At 61.5% G+C, this 18,812-nt stretch carries 15 protein-coding genes and 1 pseudogene; 5 read left to right on the plus strand and 11 right to left on the minus strand.

Annotation, left to right across the window (positions count from 1 at the left end):
• Positions 1 to 318: 318 nt before the first annotated feature.
• The gene (locus ACIPSK_RS12010) at positions 319 to 2,220 is read left to right on the plus strand and encodes a potassium transporter Kup (RefSeq protein WP_446532930.1); all 1,902 of its coding nucleotides are present in this window, start codon (positions 319 to 321) and stop codon (positions 2,218 to 2,220) included.
• A 99-nt stretch (positions 2,221 to 2,319) separates the two neighbouring features.
• On the opposite strand, the gene ACIPSK_RS12015 is transcribed toward ACIPSK_RS12010, so the two are convergent.
• Positions 2,320 to 3,903: a Na+/H+ antiporter gene (locus ACIPSK_RS12015; protein WP_162117401.1), complete on the minus strand. Its 1,584-nt coding sequence runs from the start codon at positions 3,901 to 3,903 to the stop codon at positions 2,320 to 2,322.
• 339 nt (positions 3,904 to 4,242) lie between these two features.
• Here ACIPSK_RS12015 and ACIPSK_RS12020 point away from each other — a divergent pair, with 339 nt between their 5' ends.
• Complete coding sequence (locus ACIPSK_RS12020; RefSeq protein WP_162117402.1) at positions 4,243 to 5,019, plus strand: dioxygenase family protein; 777 nt, start codon at positions 4,243 to 4,245, stop codon at positions 5,017 to 5,019.
• An 84-nt stretch (positions 5,020 to 5,103) separates the two neighbouring features.
• Here ACIPSK_RS12020 and ACIPSK_RS12025 read toward each other — a convergent pair whose 3' ends face one another.
• From ACIPSK_RS12025 to ACIPSK_RS12035, 3 genes are all read right to left on the minus strand, one after another.
• Complete coding sequence (locus tag ACIPSK_RS12025) at positions 5,104 to 5,880, minus strand: molybdopterin-binding protein (RefSeq protein WP_162117403.1); 777 nt, start codon at positions 5,878 to 5,880, stop codon at positions 5,104 to 5,106.
• Positions 5,877 to 6,719, minus strand: coding sequence for a cytochrome b/b6 domain-containing protein (locus ACIPSK_RS12030; RefSeq protein ID WP_162117404.1), 843 nt, complete (start codon positions 6,717 to 6,719; stop codon positions 5,877 to 5,879). Before ACIPSK_RS12030 ends, ACIPSK_RS12025 begins: the two co-directional genes overlap by 4 nt.
• 84 nt (positions 6,720 to 6,803) lie before the next feature.
• Entirely contained in the window at positions 6,804 to 7,073 is a 270-nt protein-coding gene (locus tag ACIPSK_RS12035; protein WP_017964840.1) for a pentapeptide MXKDX repeat protein, read from the minus strand.
• Positions 7,074 to 7,305: 232 nt separating this feature from the next.
• Here ACIPSK_RS12035 and ACIPSK_RS12040 point away from each other — a divergent pair, with 232 nt between their 5' ends.
• The 3 genes from ACIPSK_RS12040 to ACIPSK_RS12050 all read left to right on the plus strand — a co-directional run bounded on the left by ACIPSK_RS12040 (position 7,306) and on the right by ACIPSK_RS12050 (position 8,960).
• Positions 7,306 to 7,854: a sigma-70 family RNA polymerase sigma factor gene (locus ACIPSK_RS12040; RefSeq protein ID WP_162117405.1), complete on the plus strand. Its 549-nt coding sequence runs from the start codon at positions 7,306 to 7,308 to the stop codon at positions 7,852 to 7,854.
• Complete coding sequence (locus tag ACIPSK_RS12045; protein ID WP_162117406.1) at positions 7,851 to 8,495, plus strand: NrsF family protein; 645 nt, start codon at positions 7,851 to 7,853, stop codon at positions 8,493 to 8,495. The genes ACIPSK_RS12040 and ACIPSK_RS12045 overlap by 4 nt, the downstream gene beginning before the upstream one ends.
• A gap of 183 nt (positions 8,496 to 8,678) precedes the next feature.
• Entirely contained in the window at positions 8,679 to 8,960 is a 282-nt protein-coding gene (locus ACIPSK_RS12050; protein ID WP_026154210.1) for a hypothetical protein, read from the plus strand.
• A 67-nt stretch (positions 8,961 to 9,027) separates the two neighbouring features.
• On the opposite strand, the gene ACIPSK_RS12055 is transcribed toward ACIPSK_RS12050, so the two are convergent.
• From ACIPSK_RS12055 to ACIPSK_RS12085, 7 genes and pseudogenes are all read right to left on the minus strand, one after another.
• Entirely contained in the window at positions 9,028 to 10,521 is a 1,494-nt protein-coding gene (locus ACIPSK_RS12055) for a right-handed parallel beta-helix repeat-containing protein (protein WP_162117407.1), read from the minus strand.
• A gap of 436 nt (positions 10,522 to 10,957) precedes the next feature.
• Positions 10,958 to 12,445 carry a right-handed parallel beta-helix repeat-containing protein gene (locus ACIPSK_RS12060; RefSeq protein WP_162117408.1) on the minus strand — a complete coding sequence of 496 codons (1,488 nt, stop codon included), beginning with the start codon at positions 12,443 to 12,445 and terminating at the stop codon, positions 10,958 to 10,960.
• A 521-nt stretch (positions 12,446 to 12,966) separates the two neighbouring features.
• Positions 12,967 to 13,938, minus strand: a complete 972-nt coding sequence (locus ACIPSK_RS12065) for a DMT family transporter (RefSeq protein WP_162117409.1) — start codon at positions 13,936 to 13,938, stop codon at positions 12,967 to 12,969.
• A gap of 138 nt (positions 13,939 to 14,076) precedes the next feature.
• Positions 14,077 to 15,294 carry an ABC transporter permease gene (locus ACIPSK_RS12070; protein WP_162117410.1) on the minus strand — a complete coding sequence of 406 codons (1,218 nt, stop codon included), beginning with the start codon at positions 15,292 to 15,294 and terminating at the stop codon, positions 14,077 to 14,079.
• A 4-nt stretch (positions 15,295 to 15,298) separates the two neighbouring features.
• A complete protein-coding gene (locus ACIPSK_RS12075; protein ID WP_162117411.1) occupies positions 15,299 to 16,438 on the minus strand; it encodes an ABC transporter permease in 1,140 nt (379 codons plus the stop codon).
• Positions 16,435 to 17,139 (minus strand): annotated as a pseudogene (locus ACIPSK_RS12080) (ABC transporter ATP-binding protein). The gene ACIPSK_RS12075 and the pseudogene ACIPSK_RS12080 overlap by 4 nt, the downstream one beginning before the upstream one ends.
• The gene (locus ACIPSK_RS12085) at positions 17,136 to 18,275 is read right to left on the minus strand and encodes an efflux RND transporter periplasmic adaptor subunit (protein WP_168724814.1); all 1,140 of its coding nucleotides are present in this window, start codon (positions 18,273 to 18,275) and stop codon (positions 17,136 to 17,138) included. The pseudogene ACIPSK_RS12080 and the gene ACIPSK_RS12085 overlap by 4 nt, the downstream one beginning before the upstream one ends.
• Positions 18,276 to 18,812 lie beyond the last annotated feature (537 nt).

The following is an 18,812-nucleotide window of genomic DNA, read 5'->3' on the forward strand; positions in this document are numbered from 1 at the left end:
GCCGGAGACCATCCGTTGACACACGTGCCGCCGACCGTGCGGCGTCTCGAGTGTCAGGAATATGACCTTGCGCCGCTCTATGGGAGCAGCGTGTAATAGAAGCTCGATAGGTTCAGGGTGCAGGTCATGCATCCATATTTACCATGCGACAGCGCAATCACAAGGGATATGAATTGACGACGCTGAACGGATCGCAACGACGCCCTCCGATCCCCGCATCCGCCCCTCACAAAAAAATCGAACCCGCATCAATTTGCTTGCCGTTCTGCAATGCGGCATATGTTTGTGCTCATAGGCAAGTCGCATGAGCGGGGTACGATGACGTCGACGCATATGGATAAGACGGGGGATGGCGTCGGCCGGAAGGGCTTTGTCGGGCTGGTCATCGGCGCGGTCGGCGTTGTCTATGGCGATATCGGCACCAGCCCGCTCTATGCCTTCCGCGAGGCGCTGAGGCCCTTTGCCGCCGATGGCGTGCATGAGGCAGAGGTCATCGGCCTGATTTCGCTGATGGTCTGGACGCTGACGATCATCGTGACCTTCAAATATGTGCTCTTCCTTCTCAGGGCAGACAATGACGGCGAAGGCGGCACGCTTTCACTTCTCGCCCTCCTGATGAAGAAAATGGGACGAAACCTGCCGCTGCTCTTCTTCGCCGGCCTGATCGGCGCCGCCCTCTTCATCGGCGATGCGATGATCACGCCTGCTTTATCGGTCATGTCGGCGCTCGAAGGCCTGAAATTGATCACGCCCGCCTTTGCCGGATACGTCCCGCCTCTGTCGGCGGCGATCATGATCGTTCTCTTTGCCGTCCAATCGAGGGGAACGGCCGCCGTCTCAATGTTTTTCGGGCCGATAACGGTGTTGTGGTTTCTGGCCATGGCGGCGGGCGGCCTGCTCCATATCGGTGACGATTGGCGGATTCTGGGCGCGCTCAATCCGGTCAATGCATTCCTGTTCCTCACTCATGCCGGCCTTGTCGGCCTCATCGTGCTCGGCGCCGTCTTTCTGACGGTGACGGGTGCGGAGGCGCTCTATGCCGATCTCGGGCACTTCGGGCGCCGCCCGATCCAGATGGCATGGTTCGTTCTGGTCTTTCCGGCACTGCTCTTGAACTATCTCGGCCAGGGCGCACTGGTTCTCGCCCATCCGGACGCCGCCATCAATCCGTTCTTTCTGATGTATCCTGACTGGGCCTTGCTGCCGATAGTTCTCCTGGCGACGATCGCAACGATGATCGCCAGCCAGGCTGTGATAACAGGCGCATTTTCGCTGGCCCGCCAGGCCGTTCACCTCGGCTTCCTGCCGAGGCTCAGGATCAAGTTCACCTCGGAGACCAACACCGGCCAGATCTATGTGCCGAGCGTCAATCTTCTCCTTCTGATCGGCGTGCTGATGCTGATCTTTTCCTTCGGCGATTCCGAGTCGCTGGCGACGGCCTACGGTATCTCGGTGACCGGCGCCATGGTGATCACGACCATGCTGGCCTTCCAGTTTCTTCGGGCCGCCTGGGGATACTCCCTTGTCCTTGCCGCAGTCGCACTGCTGCCGCTATTCGTCATCGAAGTGGTATTCCTGGCGGCCAATCTGTTGAAAATTCACGATGGCGGCTGGGTTCCGGTCGCCCTTGCCCTGGCAATCATGATCCTGATGTGGACATGGACCCGAGGCCAAGCCTATCTGAAGAGACTGCGGGCCAACAATGAGATCCCGCTCGATTCCTTCATCAGGTCGATCGAGCGAAGGTCGGACCATTCGCCGGTCACCGTTCCGGGAACGGCTGTCTTCCTGACCAGCGTTCCGGACCGGACGCCAAATGTTCTGCTCCACAATCTCAAGCACAACCACGTGCTCCACGAACAGAATGTTATTCTGACCGTCTGGACCGAGGACGAACCTTATGTTTCCGACAGCCGCCGCATCAAGATCAGCCAGCTCTCGCCGCGCTTTGTGCGCCTCGACATCACCTTTGGCTTCATGGACGACCCCGATGTCACCAGGGCATTGGCTCTCTGCCGCGAGGGCGGCTTCAAGTTCGAGATCATGAGAACCTCTTTTTATCTCGGCCGCCGGAACCTCGTCAGGACGCCGAACACCGGGCTGCCCGGCTGGCAGGAGCGCATATTCATGGCGCTGGAGGGCTTGGCGATCGATCCCTCCGATTACTTCAACCTGCCGTCCAACCGCGTCGTCGAACTCGGCGAACAGATCGTCATTTAGGGCAGGACGCCGCGCGGCCTCGTCGTCCGGACCGCGCTCGTGTCAGCCTCGATATCGCAATGCGTTGAAAATGATCTCGAAGGCGCGAGGCGCTGAACCTCACGCCTTGGCCGAGATCGCACTCAGCTCCTCGAGATCGAGATCCCGTTCCAGCTCCAGCAGCGTCTCATCGTCGATCTCGCCGGCGCGATGGAGGCGTATGAGTTCCCGACGCCCGATGGCAACCGCTTCGAGAACGACGTCGAAATGCGCATGCAGCGCCGGTATGTATTGCTCGGTTTTCTCGGCGTAGTCGATGATCGACGTGGCGCGGCGCTGGTAGCGCTCCAGCAATTGCGGGTGGATGAGTTTTCCTTCCGCGTCATAGGCCAGGCTCTGGACGATGCCGAACTGCGCCTGCGCCATGGCGGCTTCGGCCTGGCTCATCGTCAGGCGCGCATGTTCCGACTCCGGCTCCACCAGCCGCGCCCAGGCAATCACCCGCCCCAATGTCGTACCCTGGATGAGCACGGTGCCGAGAATGACCGCGAAGGAGGTGGCGAGGATGAAGTCGCGGCCCGGGAACTCCTCGGGCAAGCTCAGCGCCAAAGCGAGCGTCACCACGCCGCGCACGCCCGCCCAACTGAGCACGACAGCGCCGCCAAAGCCAAGCGGTTGGGCCCGTGCGAAGCCCAGGGAAGCACAGAACCTGACGACGAAATCGCAGGCAAAGACCCAGGCAAACCGCGCCAGAACGAGTGCGACGAGGATCGCCAGCATCGGTAGCCCCATCGTCGCGATGACGGTGGTAAGGCCGCCGCCGCGTTCGACGACATCGCGAAGCGACAGCCCGATCAGGATGAAGACCGCCGCTTCCATCAGGAAGATCATCACCGTCCAGAACGAGACGCCGCGCACGCGCATTGCGGCTGATAGCACGGTGTGCTGGTGCCAGCTCATGATGAGGCCCGCGGTCACGGTGGCGATGACGCCGGAAACATGCAGCTGTTCTCCGGCGAGATAGGCAATCCAGCAAAGCAGCACCGAGGCCGCGATGACGAGATATTCGTCGCCGAGACGCCGGACGAGCTTGAACCACGCCGTTCCCACCACGATGCCGATGACGGCGCCGCCGAGCGCCAGCACGAGGAAACTGCCGGCCGCCTCAGTCGCGCTGAAGGCTCCGGTTGCGGCAGCGGCAACGGCAAAACGGAAGAGCACCAGGCCGCTCGCATCATTGAGCAGGCTCTCGCCTTCCAGCAGAATCTGAAGCCGCCGCGGCAGCCTGACGCGCTGCAGCACGGCACGCGCCGCAACTGCATCCGGCGGCGCAACGATCGCGCCGAGGGCTGCGCAAGCTGCCCAGGGAATCGATGGAAAGATGAGATGGGCGACGACGGCGATGACCGCGCAGGTGAAGAACACCGCGCCGACGGCAAGCGAGGCGATGCCGATCACATGCCGCCGCAACCGCGCCGCCGCAATGGACCAGGCGCCGTCCATCAACAACGGCGGCAGGAAGATGACGAGCACCAGCTCCGGATCGACTGATATCGCCGGCAACCCCGGTACAAAGGCCAGCAAGGCGCCCCCAGTCAGCAGCGCGACGGACGGCGGCAGTCCGAGCCGGTGGGCAACATAGTGCAGCGCGATGATCGCCAGAAACATCGCGATGACGAGCTCGAATAAGTGGGTTGGTTCCATGTGCCCCTGCCCCGGCTCAGCAACGAATTTCGGATACCTTCTGCATAATTCAAATCTGGAGTCGTTTCAAAGAATTATATAACAATTCAAAGCGTTACCCTGCATTTTCGCGACGAACCCCAGTGCACAGCTTAGAGCAACTCTTCCGTGTGCCAGCATGGGAAGAATACGCCTTCTCGTCAATGCGCGGGACGGAATCTCCGCTTCTGGACCGCAGCCCTACTGTCTCGGCAGACATCTGACGCCGATGATCGCGTTGCCATCGATCATTGCCTGGATTTAATTGGAGTTTGCTGCGCATCCTCCTTAAATCCTGCGTCTTGAGGCAAAGGAAGACAGATGAAAAGGCGGACCCTTGTGCTTGGCGGTGCGGCCATTGTCGCATCATCCGTGGCTGCGGTGGCGATCTGGCCACGGCGGCATCTCGTTGTTGCCGCCAAGACATTCGACTGGAAGGGAACCGATTTCGTAAGCGGCGGCACGAAATCGGTTACCTTGGAAAAGCTGCCCGAGCCGCTCTTCCGTAGCCGTCCGAATTGCGTCGTCACCGTCGCCCAGACCCTTGGCCCCTGCCATGTCAACAATATCCCGGCCCGACAGGACGTCTCGGAAGGAAAGACCGGGCTGCCTTTGCGGCTCGCCGTCCGCATCGTCCATGCCGCCGATTGCCGGCCGATCGAAAATGCGGATATCGAAATCTGGCATACCGATCACCGCGGCATCTATTCCGGCCGTGAGGCTGCGGAGATGTGCACTTTCGGCGATGTCGAGGCAATCAGCGGGCTCGCCTTCCGCGGCCGCCAGCTGACGGATGCCAAGGGGCAGGCAAGCTTTTTGACGGCCTATCCCGGATGGTACAAGGGCCGCACGCCGCATGTTCATTGCCGTATCTTCGCCGAAGGCAAGGAGCTTCTCGTCAGTCAGATCTATTTCGACGATGCGCTGAGCGACATCATCTATGGCGAGCATCCTGACTATCTCGGGCGCCCTGCCCGCGATACGCGCAACGACGAAGACGGCATCATCCCCGAAGACGCCGCCGATCACATCTTCGATTTCGAGAAGCTCGATGGCGGCGTGCTGTCCGCCACCATCACCATCGGTCTCTCTGCCTGAGCCCCGCACCCTCGACCACGACTACCTCTTCGGCGGTGGAACCCGACATGCGGAAGGCGTCAAGGTCGGCATGTCGGTCGGGGACTATATGCCCGCATACCATTCGTAACCGCGATCCTCCCAGAAGCCGCCATTGCCGCCGTAGAGCTGGCCGAGATCGGCGACGGCTTCGATGCCGGTCAGGTATTTTGCCTGCTTGTAGCCGAGCTGACGCTCGACCCGGAGCCTGAGCGGCGCGCCGTGGGCGACTTCGAGATCGCGGCCGTTCATGCTGTGGGCAAGGATCGTTTGAGGGTGGAACGCATCGACGAGATCGATGCTTTCGTAATACCAGCCGCTGCCGTCGAGCGTCTTTTCGTATTCGTCGGCGCAGTGGAAGACGATGTAGCGGGCTTCGGGTTTCAGGCCCGCCGCCTGCAGCAGCGCGCCGAGCGGCACGCCGGTCCATTTGCCGATCGCGCTCCAGCCCTCGACGCAGTCATGCCTGGTGATCTGCGTGCGGGCCGGCAGGGCTTTCAGCTCCGCCAGCGACAGCTGCATCGGCCTGTCGACCAGCCCGCCAACCTCGAGCTTCCAGCTCGAAAACCGCTGGTTCATCCAGTCGATATACCGGGCATTATCAGGCATGCTCGTGCCATTGGCGCGGAAGGTCGGCGAGATATTGGCTTCGGTGAATTCGCGGGCGAGCGCGTCGTCGCCAAGCAGGAAGCGCTGCGTCTTCATGCTGAAGCCTTCGGCGATCTTGAGCACCGATTTCGTTCGATCGTTTTCGACGAGGGCATCGCAGCCGGCAAGCCCCAGCGCCGATGCCGTCATCGTTGCGCCGATCAGGAAGCGACGCCTTGTAATGATGCGGCTCATGACTTTCCTCCCTGGCCGATGTCGTAATAGCCTGTGAACATCGAACGCAGATTGTTGAACACGCCCGAGACCAGCACCATCGCCACATGCACTGCGACGAAGGCGACGAGCGAGAAAGCGGTCAGGAAATGCAGCGTGCGGGCCGATTGCCGGCCGCCGAACAGATCGAGCAGCCAGGGCGCGACCGCATTGAAGCCCGGCGACATGGTAAGGCCTGTCCCGATCATCAGTGGCAGCAGCACGAAGATCACGGCAACATAGGCGAGTTTCTGCAGCGTATTATAATGGCGTGCCTCGGCCCCCTTGGGAAAGCGCAGCCGGGCATGACTGACGATCTCATGGCCGAGATGCGAAGGCTTCAGTTCTTCGACCGCCGGCAGCAGATCGCGTCGGAAATGCCGGCTGACAAAACCGTAGGCAAGATAGATGAAGCCGTTGATGACGAACAGCCAGGCAAAGAAGAAATGCCAGCGCCGGCCCGATGCCAGATCCTGATAGCTCGGCAAGGTCAGCCAGTTCGGAAAACCGCGCACTGCAGCCTCGCCGTCGACATTCGAAACCCCGAGAACGCCCGTCGTGTCGAAGCTCAATCCACCCACGCGCGTCACCCCCTTCAGCGCATCGCCTTCCTGCTCCGCCTCCATGGAAATGAAGGATGGATCGTCATCAGCGCCGTACTGCCCCCAATAGAGCGCCGGGTGGGCATTGAATATCTGCAGGCCGCTGAACAGCAGCACCGTCATGCACAGCACGTTCACCCAATGCGACAGGCGCACCAGCAGGCCATGGCGGTAGAAGAGCGTAGATCCGCTCGCCGTGCCGGCATCGGTCGTGGCCATTATAGTTCCTCCAAATCGACATGAAAGGCCTGACAAAAGAAGACGCGGCCGCCGGCGAAAAAGTTTCAGCGGCCGCGGCTAAACTTACTTCATCGCGTCGCAGGCCTTCATCATCGTGTCCTTCTTCATCATGTCCTTCTCCATGCCGGCATTGTGCATGCAGTCGGCCTTGGTGCTGCCGGTCGCCATTGCGTCCTTCGACATTGCATCCTTGGACATGGCGTCCTTCGACATCGCGTCGGTCTTCATGCTGTCTTTCTTCATGGCATCGCTGCTCTGGGCGCTGGCGGCGCCGGCAAGCGACAAGCCGATGACGAAGCTGCAGGCGGCAAGGCTGGAAAGGATCTTGGTCATGAGGGTCTCCTCGGATCGATTGACATGTCCGCCGGCACCCGCCGACGACTCACAGTCCTGAATTCGATCTCCTTGCGAAGACGGTTACAGCCTCACGCTTATGTGATAGCGCTACAGCGCCGCGCGTCTTTTGGAGACGCGCAAAGGACGCTGTACACTTTGAATTGCCGCCGGAAGATTTTGAACCGCCTGTAACCAAAACGTCATCCACCCGAATGATATTGCAGACGACATGACGAGCACCCATTCGGAACAAGCACTGAAGATGCTGATGCTTCTTTCCCTCGATGGGGACGAGATAGCCTATCGGCGTCTGCTCGTGACATTGCGAACCCTGCTCGTCGGTTATTACGGCGGGCGGATCGGCACTTCCGCGAAGTCCGACACGGAAGATCTCGTGCAGGAGACATTGCTGGCGCTGCATTCGCGCCGGGCGACCTATGACAGGGAGCGGCCGTTCACCGCGTGGTTCTTCTCGATCGCCCGCTACAAGCTGATCGACCACCACCGAAAGCATGGCGGCCGGTACAAGGCGGAAATAGAACTGGACGAAGAGATCGAAGACGACTTCAGGGAGGATGCGATTGCAGCGCGCATGGATGTCGAACGGCTGTTGAGCGGCCTGCCGCAGCACCAGCAGGAGTTGATCCGGCAGATCAAGCTCGAGGGGCAGTCGGTGGCCGACACGGCAAGCCGCACCGGACAGTCGGAATCGGCGGTCAAGGTCGGCGTTCACAGGGGCATCAAGGCGCTGGCGGCAAGATTGCGAGGTGGAATGTGAGAGAAACTGAGGACGTGATCGACAGCCTTGTCCGGGATCTGAAGCCGGTACCGAGACATGCGCTCGAACGCCGCTTCGCGCTCGCCATCCTGCCGGCCTTAGCAGTCTCGCTGCTGCTGATGCTGATGGTCGTCGGCCTTCGCACCGATGTGGCTCAGGCTCTGATGCTGCCGGTCTTTTGGATCAAGTCCGCCTACAATGCCCTGCTCGCAATCGCCGCCTTCGCGGCCGTTTACCGCCTGTCCCGGCCGGATGGCTCGGAAGGCCGCTTTTTCGGAATTGCCGCGGCCATCATGCTCGCTCTCGCGGTCATGGCGGTCATCCAGCTCGCTTTGTCCCCGGCCGCAAGTTACCCCGTGCTGGTGCTCGGCTCCTCCGCCCTGCATTGCCCGCTGCTGATCTTTGCCTTTGCCATGCCGATCCTGATTGCAAATACCTGGGTTCTCCGTGGCGGCGCGCCGAGCAACCTCGGCATTACAGGCTTCATCGCCGGCATTGCCGCCGGCGCATCCGGCGCCTGGGTCTATTCCTGGTTTTGTACGGAAAACGGCCTGCCCTTCGTCACCCTCTGGTATTCGCTCGGCATCCTCTTGACCGGTGCAATCGGCGCCCTCTTTGGGCCTCGCCTCCTGCGCTGGTAGCACCGGCCGTAGGATTGCTGTGCCGATTGTCCCGCAATGCCGAGTTCGGTCGAAGACGCCCAGCACTGAGACGCTAATCCTTCATCCGGCATGAAACCAGATGCAACATTCCTGCGTACTACTCAGGGGATGGGTCTTGCGTACCCCCTGAATGGGAAAAGACAGGCAGCGAGGGATGACGGCATGGTCAGGAAAGAAGGCGTAGCCCATATCACCCGGCAAGTCGCGGAACAGGGGCTGGCCAGGCTGATGATGAGGCTGCCTGCGACGCGGGCGACGATCAGAACAGCCGCGGCGAGCCAGCCCCATTTTTACGAATTATGCGGCGCCTACGGCGAAGCCTGCGCCGTCCTCGATCGCATGCGCCGGGATAGATCGGCCGATCCCGCAATCATCACCGAATACGAGATCATCTGCGCGGAAATCGAAGTCGACGTCATCAGGATCCTGCTCGGCGATCAATGAGACTTCGCAAGTGCTGGGCGGACTGCCGCCGCGATGATGCAACGCCATTTGCTGTCGGCAATCCCTATCAGCTCAGCAAGTCATTCACATGGATGGAGACGCTCAGCGTATCCGTGTCAAAATGCAGCGAAGTCCCATCGGAGATCTTGTAGTGGAAGGTGTCGCTCACGTCTCCGCTGAGCCCGGCGAGTTTCGCCGCGTCGGCCGTATAGGTGTAATCGCCGTCACTATCGACATGAATGGTGCCGTATTTGCCGGTCAGCGTCACGCCGTCCTTGTCGACGAATTCGCCCTCGAAGCGGCGAAGCAGCAGGGTTCCGTTGGCCGAGCTGTCGTTTTCGAGGAGATTGCCGTAATGGGCGGCGTCCAGATCGGAGGCGATTTTCAGGCTGTCATGGGTTGCGACAAGCGCAGGCGCCGTGTCCGTGTGCGTCACATCGCCGACCGCGAGACTATCGCTGCTCGCAAGCATCGTCGCCTGGGCCTCGTCGAGCGTCGTGTTGTTGCTGACGGGAAAAGTGTTCGCTGCGATGATGGTGGGGGAGATGCTGTAGGGCGTGACATCGCTGGCGATGACATTGTCGTGGAACGAGCCGGATGCCGGCCTGTCGACCTTCAGCGCCGCTGAGGACAGGTCATCGAAAACGTTGCCGTAGATATTGATATCTTCGCGAACGTAAGTGGGGGTGCCGACAGCGCTGATCGCCACGCCCCATACGCCGTCATGGATGTAATTGCCCGAGATATCGTAATCCCGCGTGTCGCCCTGGTCGCCGAGGCCGATGGCGTAGGACCAGCTGTAGCCGCCATAACCTGAAATATCGTTGTCGTGAACAGCGACGTTGGTGCCGGCTTGTGCGCCGATCCCGAAGCCGCCACCGATAATCGCGTTGTCCTCGACTAGGACATTGACAGGCCGAACGAGCGCGATGACGCCTTTCGGCGTCGCAGCACCCGTCTGGTCGAGGTAATTGCCGCTGATCACGATGTTGCTGCTGTCGTTCATCTGCACGGCATCTGCGGCGGTGCCGTGAGCGTTGGTGACGGTGTTGTTGAGAAAATTGACGCCGTTGATCTTCTCGATCCAGACGCCGTCGCCGTTGACGTCGTTGATCGTGCTGTTTTCGATGGTGATGTTCGAGCCGGTCCTGAACGTGACGGAACCTGACTTGCCCGCCAAACCGGTATGATCGACCTCGACGTTGCGCACGGTCCAGTTCGAAACATATCCGCCATAGATGGCTGCCCCGCCTGTGTCCGATATCTTGATATTCTCGATTACGATGTTCGATGCATAAAGGCTGTGAATACCATCGCCGGGGCTATGAATGACTGGCGCATCGCCGACCCCGTAGCTGCCGATGGTGATCGGGGCACTCACTGTGCCGGAATATTTCAGATCGAGCTGGTCATTGAACACGCTTCCGGCGGCAAGCAGCACGCTGTCGCCCGGCTGCAGCTTCAAGCTTTCCACCGCCGAGAACGACGAAAACGGCGTGTCCTCGCTCGTTCCGCTGTTGCCGTTGGAGCCTATCGCCGGATTCACATAATAGATCGTCATATCGCCTTGTTCTCGAATTGCCGCGCAGCCGTCTGGATCGGCTGCGACACGTGGATCGGATGCGGTCGGGGCTAAAGGCCGTGGCCTTCGAGTTGCCTTCACGACGGTCGGCAGACCCTGTGGGCCTGCCTTGGTCCCGAGAACGCCTGGCGGAGGCGGTATCCTAAAAATGACAACTTATACGGAAAAAATCTACCAAAAAGCGACCTAAAGGTGAATAAACGGTAATCGTCCTCCTTGGCGACGTATGGTCGCAGGAGTGTAGACGTTCTGTTTCAGGTCAGTCGCCAGCCGGAAAGGTTGAGGCCGCTTGCAGCCCCTTACCCTCACCCGGCGACAGCCGGATGAGGGACGCTGCGAAGCCATTTGGTGGCGAGAGCAACGCCTCCCCGGAAGGAAGGTCTCCGGGCGTAGCGCCGCTCCCGGCACGCTCACCTCAGCTCAGCAAGCCATCCAGGTGGATGAAGACGGTCAACGTATCCCCGTCGCTATGATGCGAGCTTCCATCGTTGATCCCATAGGTGAAGGACTCGCTTACATGTCCGCTATGGTCAGGGAGTTTCGTTTCATCGAGCATGTAGGCGTAGTTGCCTTCCCGGTCCACATGGATGTCGCCGTATTCCCCGGTCAGCGTCAGGCCGTGCTTGCCGACGGTTTCGTCCCCGAAGCGCCGAAGCACCAGGGTGTCATTGTCCGAGCTGTCGTTTTCGAGGAGATTGCCATGATGGGCAGCGCCCGTATCGGTCAGGATCTTCAAATTGTCATGGACAGCGACGACTGCCGGATCCGCAGCCGACTCCGTCGCTGCAGCGGTCTTGGCAACCGGGCTCGCCAGCGCCGTCTCGACATTGGCGACCGTATGGTTGTTGCTGACGGAGAAGGTGTGCGCGCCGACGATATCAGGCGATATGCTGGTGGCCTTGACGCCGCTCTCGATGGTATTGTTGGAAAAGGAGCCGGATGCGGGCCTGTCGACATTCAACGCCGCCTGTGAGAGGTCGTCGAAGACATTGTCGTGGACCTTGATATTCGTGCGGTCATAGCTCGGGCTGCCGGCAGCGGAGATGACCACGCCCCGGGCGCCGTCATGGATGTGGTTGCCCGCGATATCGTAGTCTCTCGTATCGCCCTTGTCGCCGAGACCGACGGCAAAGGACCAGCTGTAGCCGTGAAAACCCGATATGTCGTTGTCGCGGATGGCAACATTCTTGCCAGCCTGCGCGCTGATGCCGAAGCCGCCGCCGGTAAGCACATTATCCTCGACCACGGCATTCACCGGCCTGACGAGAGCGATAACGCCCTTCGGGCTATCGGCATGCGTCTGGTCGAGATGATTGCCCTTGATCAGAATGTCGCTGCTGTCGTTCATCTGCACGGCATCGGCCGTCGTCCCATGGGCGTTGGTCACGGTATTGTTGAGAAGCTTGATGCCGTTGACCTTTTCGATCCAGAAGCCGTCACCTCTGACGTCCGAAATCTTGCTGTCTTCGACCGTGATGTTTTTGCTGCTCCGAAAGGTCACGGCACCGGCGTTTTCCGACAATCCAGTCTTGGCGATCTCGACGTCGCGGACCGTCCAGTTCGTGACACTGCCGCCATAGATGCCAGCACCTGCTGTATTCGATATCTTCAGGTTCTCGATGACGATGTTTGAGGCATAGAGACTGTGGATGCCGTCGCCGCTGCTGTGGATGACGGGCGCAGCGCCCGTCCCGTAACTGCCGATCTTGATCGGCGCATTCTCGCTGCCGGAATATTTGATATCGAACTGCTCGTTGAACACGCTTCCCTTGGCAAGAAGCACGCTGTCGCCGGGTTTCAGTTTCAAGGATTCCACTTTGGACAAAGTCGCAAAAGCCGAGTTCTGGCCCGCTCCACCGTTGCGGTCGGAACCAGTCGCTGAGTTCACATAGTAGACTGTCATATCGCCATGTTGCCCTGTTCGTCGGATCGCTAATGTCGCCGCCGGGACCGCCCAGGATCGGCCGATCGCATGCGGCGGGGGCAACCGGCCACGGCAAAAAGGCGATAAGATGTTGTCAATGGGGCAATGCGCGCCTCTCGGACCTTATTCCACAGGCAATGGCCTGGTGTGACGAACGTTACAACTTTGGCCGAGAAATCGGCGACTTAGAGATGAATAAATCGCTGCGTGTTTGCGCGGGGTGTACGTCGCCTTCTGTCTGCGCGTCATGTGATTCGTGCCTTCGCTTGCGCTCAGGGGGAGGAGCGCCAGCGACGAACGCCATGAGCGCAAGCGAAGGCGCACTCCAAGGTGAAACCCTACCCCCTGCCCTCAAAGCCGAGGTCAGCGGGAACCATGTCGCAGCGATGGGGAGACCTCAGGCCCTACAGCGCCGCGCGTCTTTTCAGACGCGCAAAGGACGCTGTAGCACTTTGAATTGCTGCATAATTTTATCCTTAAATCGATCCCGATTTAAGGAATTATGCAGTAGCCGCTTCGGCCTTGATCTTCGGCTTCAGCAGGCTGATGAGAAGCAAGCCGGCGATGATGAGTGCCGCGCCTTCGAGGTGATAGCGCTGCAACTGCTCGCCAAGGATCAGATAGGCGAGCACAGCGATGAAGATGGTCTGAATGTAGAGGAGGACGCCAGCCCGAGCCGCCCCCAGCGTCTCGATGCTACGATTGAAGAGGTAGTACATGACCGCCCCGCCAGGGATCGCAACATAGGCGAGCGCGATAAGCCCGCTGCCGTTGAGCGTCGAGCGTTCGTCTGAGAATAGCTCGGACAGGTAGAAGGGCAGCGCCGTCAGCACCGCCGCACCGAGCAGCAGCACCAGGAGCGCAAGGCGATTCATATCGAATTTCGCGCGGCGGAGCAGGACAGTATAGAGACTGAAACAGAACGCGCCGGCGACGATCCACAGTTCACCCGGGTTGAAGTCGAGCCGCATCAGCGCGTCCGGACTACCCTTGATGATGATGACCACGATTCCGAGAAAGGCCAAGATCGATCCGATCACCTGCCAGCGTCCCATCGGCTCGGCCAACATCAAGCGGGCAAGGATCATGGTGATGATCGGGATCAGGGCAATGATGATGCCGGCAGTGGTGGCATCGGCATGTTCGAGGCCGACAAAAATCATGCCCTGGCAGATCGCCAGTCCCACGCCGCCAATCGCAAGCAGTTCGAGGGCGCGAGCCCGCACCAGCGCGACCATGTCGGCGAAATGCCGGCGCACGATCGGCATCAGGATCGCGAAGGCGATCAGCACGCGCCAGAAGCAGAGCGCCCAAGGCGGCATCTCCGAAGAAACCCATTTCGCGGCGATATAGACGCCGGCCGACAGCAGCCAACAGAGAATGCCCACGGAATAGCCGGCAGCAAGCGAATTGTCTGCCGCCTGTTCCGTCCCAACCGTGTCGCGATGGACCGCCAAGACATTCATTGCCATGGCCTAGTTATGCCATAGTTTCCGCGGGCTGCACAGATGAGGCGGCGGCGCTCCGCCTGTAGCGGATGTCTCCCTCGGGCCGATCAGGGCGGTCGCCGCGATGACGTGACCCGCCCGGAAGGTTTAGACAACCAGCCTCTATCCCCTCGCCCGCAATGCCGAGGTCAGCGGCAACCTTGTCGCGGCAAGCGCCGGCAACGCTCCGCCGATGATGCCGATGGCAAGCCCCAGCAGCCCGGCGGTGAGCGCGACGTCGGCGGTGACGTCGAGCTGGAAGGCCATCTTGGTGTTGTTGGCGCCCATCGTGCTGGCCTGCCAGCCGTTGAAGGCGAGCCACGAGGCAAGGATGCCGAGGGCGGCCCCCACGACCGAGAGAGCCACGGCCTCGACCCAGGTGGCAGTAAAGGCCGACAGGCGGCCGAAGCCGAGCAGGCGCAGCGTTGAGATTTCGACGGTGCGGTCGGAGACCGAGCTCATCATCGTATTCAGCGCGCCAGCGGTGGCGCCGACCGCCATCAAAAGCGCCAGCGGCCAGCCGAACAGGCGGATGAGGCTCGCGGTGCGCTCGGATTGCGCGGCATAGAGATCGGCCTCGGAGACGGCGGTGAGCGGCGCGCCGGGAATTGCGGAGATATGCTCCTGCAGCACCGGCAATCCGCCTGCCCCCGCAAGCCGTACGCGCAGGCTCTGCACCTGTCCCTGCCGGTCGAAGGCCGATTGCACCGCCTCCAGATCCGCCCAGATCTCGGATTCGAAGGCGCTGCCGCCTGACGTGAAATGCCCGACGACCGTCCAGTCGACTGCGCCGAGTCGCACCTTGTCGCCGACGGCGAAGCCGGAGAATTCATCGGCGATGCGGCCGCCGACGACGATTTCGCGCGCGCCCGGCGAAAACAGCCGCCCTTGGGAGAGCGTGGCGCGGTCGCGCAAGCCGGGGCCGGCCAGATCCATGCCCCGCAGCGACAGTGTCTGCTCAGCGCCGTCGCTGGCTCTGACGACATCGACGGGAACGACGATCTCGCGCGACAGCGCCAGTTCGCCGGCAGGCGCCAAGCCGGCGGCATCCCGCGCCACGCCGATCTCGCCGATTGCGGCGGTCAGGCTGCGGATCGCTTCGGCCGGCACATCCGAGCCGGTCTCCTGGTTGGTGCCGCCGCCGAGAATGACGGCGATGCCTGGCGACCCCGTGCCCCAAAGGGCTGCTTCAAAGCCCCTGGCCATCGCGAGAAAACCCGCAAGCACCGCCACCACCAGGGCCACCGACAACACCATCGACAGCGAGATCCACAGCCGCCGCGGCAGGCTGCCGAGATTGACTCTGATCATGAGAAAGATCTGCTTGAGCGCTGATGACATTGGACTATCTCGATCTGAAGGCGTTGACGATGGGCAGGCGCATGGCATTGGCGGCAGGAAGCAGCCCGGTCGCGAGCCCGAGGCCGGCGATGATGGCGACGGATTTTAGCAGCACGGACGTAGTGAAGGCGAGGCCGAATTCCGGCCCGACGAACAGCGTCGCGAGCTTGGCGAGAACGAGCCCGCCCGCCCCGCCGACGGCGAAGACGAACAGTGTCTCGCCGAGGATCAACGCAATGATCCGCCCCCTGGAAAAGCCGAGCACCTTCATGAGGCCGATCTTGAAGCTGCGCTCCCTCACGGCAAAGAGCATGGTGTTGACCACGATCATCAGGATGGTCACGAAGGCGGCGCCGACGACGAGGCTGACGATCAGGCCGATATCGGCGAACTGCCGCAAGAAAGCCTCGAGGAACTGCTTTTCCGATTGAATGCGCGTCGGTGCCGCCGAATTGGCAAACAGCGCGTCGATCCTTGCCGCCAGCACGCCGGATGAAACGCCCGGTCGCGGTCGCACCACGAAGCCATCGACTGTATCCTTGCCGCGGGCGCGGGCCGCATTGACGGCATCATAGCGGGCGATCATGAAATAGGTGTCGGTGCTGGCGTCGGCCCCTTCGAAGATGCCGGCGATCTCAAAACTCCAGCTGCGGCTGCCGTCTTCCCTTGTCAGGTGGCTGGTGACGCCGATGCGCTGGCCGACCGACCAGCCCTGCGCCTCCGCCAGCGCCCGGCCGACCAGCACCCGGTCACGGCCCTCTTCCAGCACTGATATCAGTTGCGGCGTCAGCCCGAGCTCGTCGCCATTGGCTGCGGCGATCAATCGTGGATCGACCGCGCTTGTCATCACGACATTCTTCTCGACATCGACGAAGCCCCGCATGCGCGTCATATAGGCGACGGCGGCAACATCGCTATCGGCGGCAATCCGGTTGAGATAGGCAAGCGGCAGCGGCAGCCCCCGGCCCGATCTATTGAAGACGCCGAGCAGACTGTCGCTGGCGCCGGCCGCCCCCTGGCTGCCGCTGACGAAGCTCGCCGTCAAGCCATAGATCAGGAAGGCGACGCCGACCGAGAACATCAGAAGCGTGGCCCTGAGCGGCTTGCGCCATGCATTGCGGCGCATCAGCCGGAAGAAGGTCATTGGGCCAACCTTTCCTGCTCGACGAATTCGCCCTTGTTGAGATGCAGCGTGCGCCGGGCGAAGGAGGCAGCCTAGGGATCATGCGTGACCATGATGATGGTCTTCTGAAGCTCGCGATTGAGAAAGCCCAGCATCTCGAGGATATCATTGGCGGATTTCCGGTCGAGATCGCCGGTCGGTTCGTCGCAGAGCAGAAGCTCGGGATCGCCGACGATGGCGCGGGCTATACCGACGCGCTGCCGCTGCCCGCCGGACATGCTGGATGGAAACTGCCGCTGCCGCCCGGAGAGTCCGACCAGATCCATGACTGTCTCGACTCGCGCCCGCCGCTCCTTCCGCTTGAGCGGCTTCAACAGCAGCGGCAGCTCGATATTCTCGCCCGCATTCAGCATCGGCAGCAAATTGTAGAACTGGAAGATAATGCCCATGCTGTGTGCCCGCCAAGCGGCTCTGGCACCTTCGCCCATCTGCTCGATATGGCTGCGGCCGATCCTGATCTCCCCTCCGTCGGGGCTATCGATGCCGCCGAGCATGTTGAGCAGTGTCGATTTCCCCGAGCCTGAAGGGCCCATGACGGCGACGAAATCGCCGCGTGCTATCGAAAGGTCGAGTCCGGAAAAGATCGGGATCGTCTCCGTGCCGATCTTGAATGCCTTCCTGACGCCGCGAAGCGCGATATAGGGTTCTTGAGTGTCGGTCATCGCTCTGCTCCTTGCTGATGGTCTGTGGTATCCTCGGCCTTACCCACCACAAGGCGGATGCGCGCGGCCATGGCGGGGCGCACGTCTGGCGGCGGCGAGGAGAGCGACAGGCGAAGCGTCACCGTCCCCTTTTCCCGCGAAATCATCGGCGCGATCTTCGATACTTCCACCGCAAAGGGCCGGTCGGGAAAGCCGTCGAGCACCGCCTCGCCACGCAAGCCTGGCCGCATCAACGCGATATTCGCCTCGGCCACATCGGCATCGATGACCATGGTGGTCATGTCGGCAATCGCAAGCAGGCTTTCATTCTCCCGCACGCTGTCCTCGCGCGACAGCACGGTGTCGCCGACGTGCGCGGTCAGCCGCGTGACGGTGCCTGATATCGGCGCCCGGACGGTCAGCGCTTCCACCTGCTCGCGCGCCCTGTCGATATCGAGATCGGCCTTGGCCACGTCCTGCCGTGCCTGCAGGGCGGCATTTTCGGCAGTGTCGAACGCCGTCTTCGCCTCCTCCAGCGTCTGCGCCGACATCGTATCGCGCCCGGCCAGCCGCTCTGTGCGCGTCAGGGAAGACCGCGCCTGCGCCAATTCAATAGTCTTCGCCGTCAGCGCCAGCTCCGCCGATTGCCGGGCGATCTCGGCGCCCTGAAGCGCAAAGCGGGCACCGGCATCATCGAGCCGCACCAGCACCTGGCCCGCGACGATCCTGTCGCCTGCCTCGATCTCGACGGCAACGATCCGACCTTCATATTTGGAGAAGACGGTCGCGATATCGGGTGCCACGACGTAGCCGGAGCCGGTGACTTCCCGGGACGGCAATGCCCTGTCCGATGGGTTATTGGAGGGCAGAGCCCGGATCGGATCGGCGGCGGGCACGTCGGTTCCATCGACCGACATTGCGGCCTCGTCCTTGCCTATGAAACCCGCCAGCACAGTCTCGATGCGCTCCAGCGTATCGGGTCGATAGAAAAGAACCACCGCCAGCGATGCGGTCGCGGCAAGGGCCAGCATTGCTCCGGGGATCACACGCCGCCGGACACGGGGCTCCGGCGGCTCTGTCTTGAAGGGCGCAGGCTCGATCGAAAGTGATCTGAGCTTGGCGGCCAGGTCTCGATCATGTTCTGACGTCGTGTTCATGCCGCCAGAATGACCAACGGCAGCAAAACCGCGACCTCGAACGCGTTTCCGACAGTCCTCGATCGCGATTGTGTGCGTGGTGGCGGCAATTGTCGGAGGCGGAGGCTTGCTCGCTTCTTCTCCGGGAGTCCCGTGGGGCGGGTCGAGCCTCCCTGTCGGTGGAGGGTCGGATGAGCGGCCACACAGCACGCCCTTCATTGCCCTTCGCTTACGCTCCGAGCGTTCGCAGTTCCACTGCTCACCCCTTCGCCTGCCAGCGCCTCTCCTGCTGTGAGAAGATATGTGCGGCAGCGACCTCCTATCCATCCCCCGGCGCCGGCTAGGGCATATACATAAGTCGGTGCGACGGATTGACTCGGTTTGCGGGGGTCGGATTCCTTTACTGCGGGCCGTATGATTGTTTTGGCGACGTTTTGATTTGGGAGCGTCGCCGATGGATGTAGGGCATGATTTTTCGTTGGGCCGGTTTGGAGATCGTCGTCTCGATAAAGGGGGGCGGTGCTGCTCCGTCGCATTGTGCTGCGCGAGACGGTTTGC

This window comes from Rhizobium sp. LARHSG275 (genome assembly GCF_052871115.1).

Bases quoted from the DNA above. Each gene is read 5' to 3' on its own strand.
- ACIPSK_RS12010 (WP_446532930.1), top strand. From the start codon at position 319: ATGACGTCGACGCATATGGATAAGACGGGGGATGGCGTCGGCCGGAAG.
- ACIPSK_RS12015 (WP_162117401.1), bottom strand. From the start codon at position 3,903: ATGGAACCAACCCACTTATTCGAGCTCGTCATCGCGATGTTTCTGGCG.
- ACIPSK_RS12020 (WP_162117402.1), top strand. From the start codon at position 4,243: ATGAAAAGGCGGACCCTTGTGCTTGGCGGTGCGGCCATTGTCGCATCA.
- ACIPSK_RS12025 (WP_162117403.1), bottom strand. From the start codon at position 5,880: ATGAGCCGCATCATTACAAGGCGTCGCTTCCTGATCGGCGCAACGATG.
- ACIPSK_RS12030 (WP_162117404.1), bottom strand. From the start codon at position 6,719: ATGGCCACGACCGATGCCGGCACGGCGAGCGGATCTACGCTCTTCTAC.
- ACIPSK_RS12035 (WP_017964840.1), bottom strand. From the start codon at position 7,073: ATGACCAAGATCCTTTCCAGCCTTGCCGCCTGCAGCTTCGTCATCGGC.
- ACIPSK_RS12040 (WP_162117405.1), top strand. From the start codon at position 7,306: ATGACGAGCACCCATTCGGAACAAGCACTGAAGATGCTGATGCTTCTT.
- ACIPSK_RS12050 (WP_026154210.1), top strand. From the start codon at position 8,679: ATGGTCAGGAAAGAAGGCGTAGCCCATATCACCCGGCAAGTCGCGGAA.
- ACIPSK_RS12055 (WP_162117407.1), bottom strand. From the start codon at position 10,521: ATGACGATCTATTATGTGAATCCGGCGATAGGCTCCAACGGCAACAGC.
- ACIPSK_RS12060 (WP_162117408.1), bottom strand. From the start codon at position 12,445: ATGACAGTCTACTATGTGAACTCAGCGACTGGTTCCGACCGCAACGGT.
- ACIPSK_RS12065 (WP_162117409.1), bottom strand. From the start codon at position 13,938: ATGGCAATGAATGTCTTGGCGGTCCATCGCGACACGGTTGGGACGGAA.
- ACIPSK_RS12070 (WP_162117410.1), bottom strand. From the start codon at position 15,294: ATGTCATCAGCGCTCAAGCAGATCTTTCTCATGATCAGAGTCAATCTC.
- ACIPSK_RS12075 (WP_162117411.1), bottom strand. From the start codon at position 16,438: ATGACCTTCTTCCGGCTGATGCGCCGCAATGCATGGCGCAAGCCGCTC.
- ACIPSK_RS12085 (WP_168724814.1), bottom strand. From the start codon at position 18,275: ATGAACACGACGTCAGAACATGATCGAGACCTGGCCGCCAAGCTCAGA.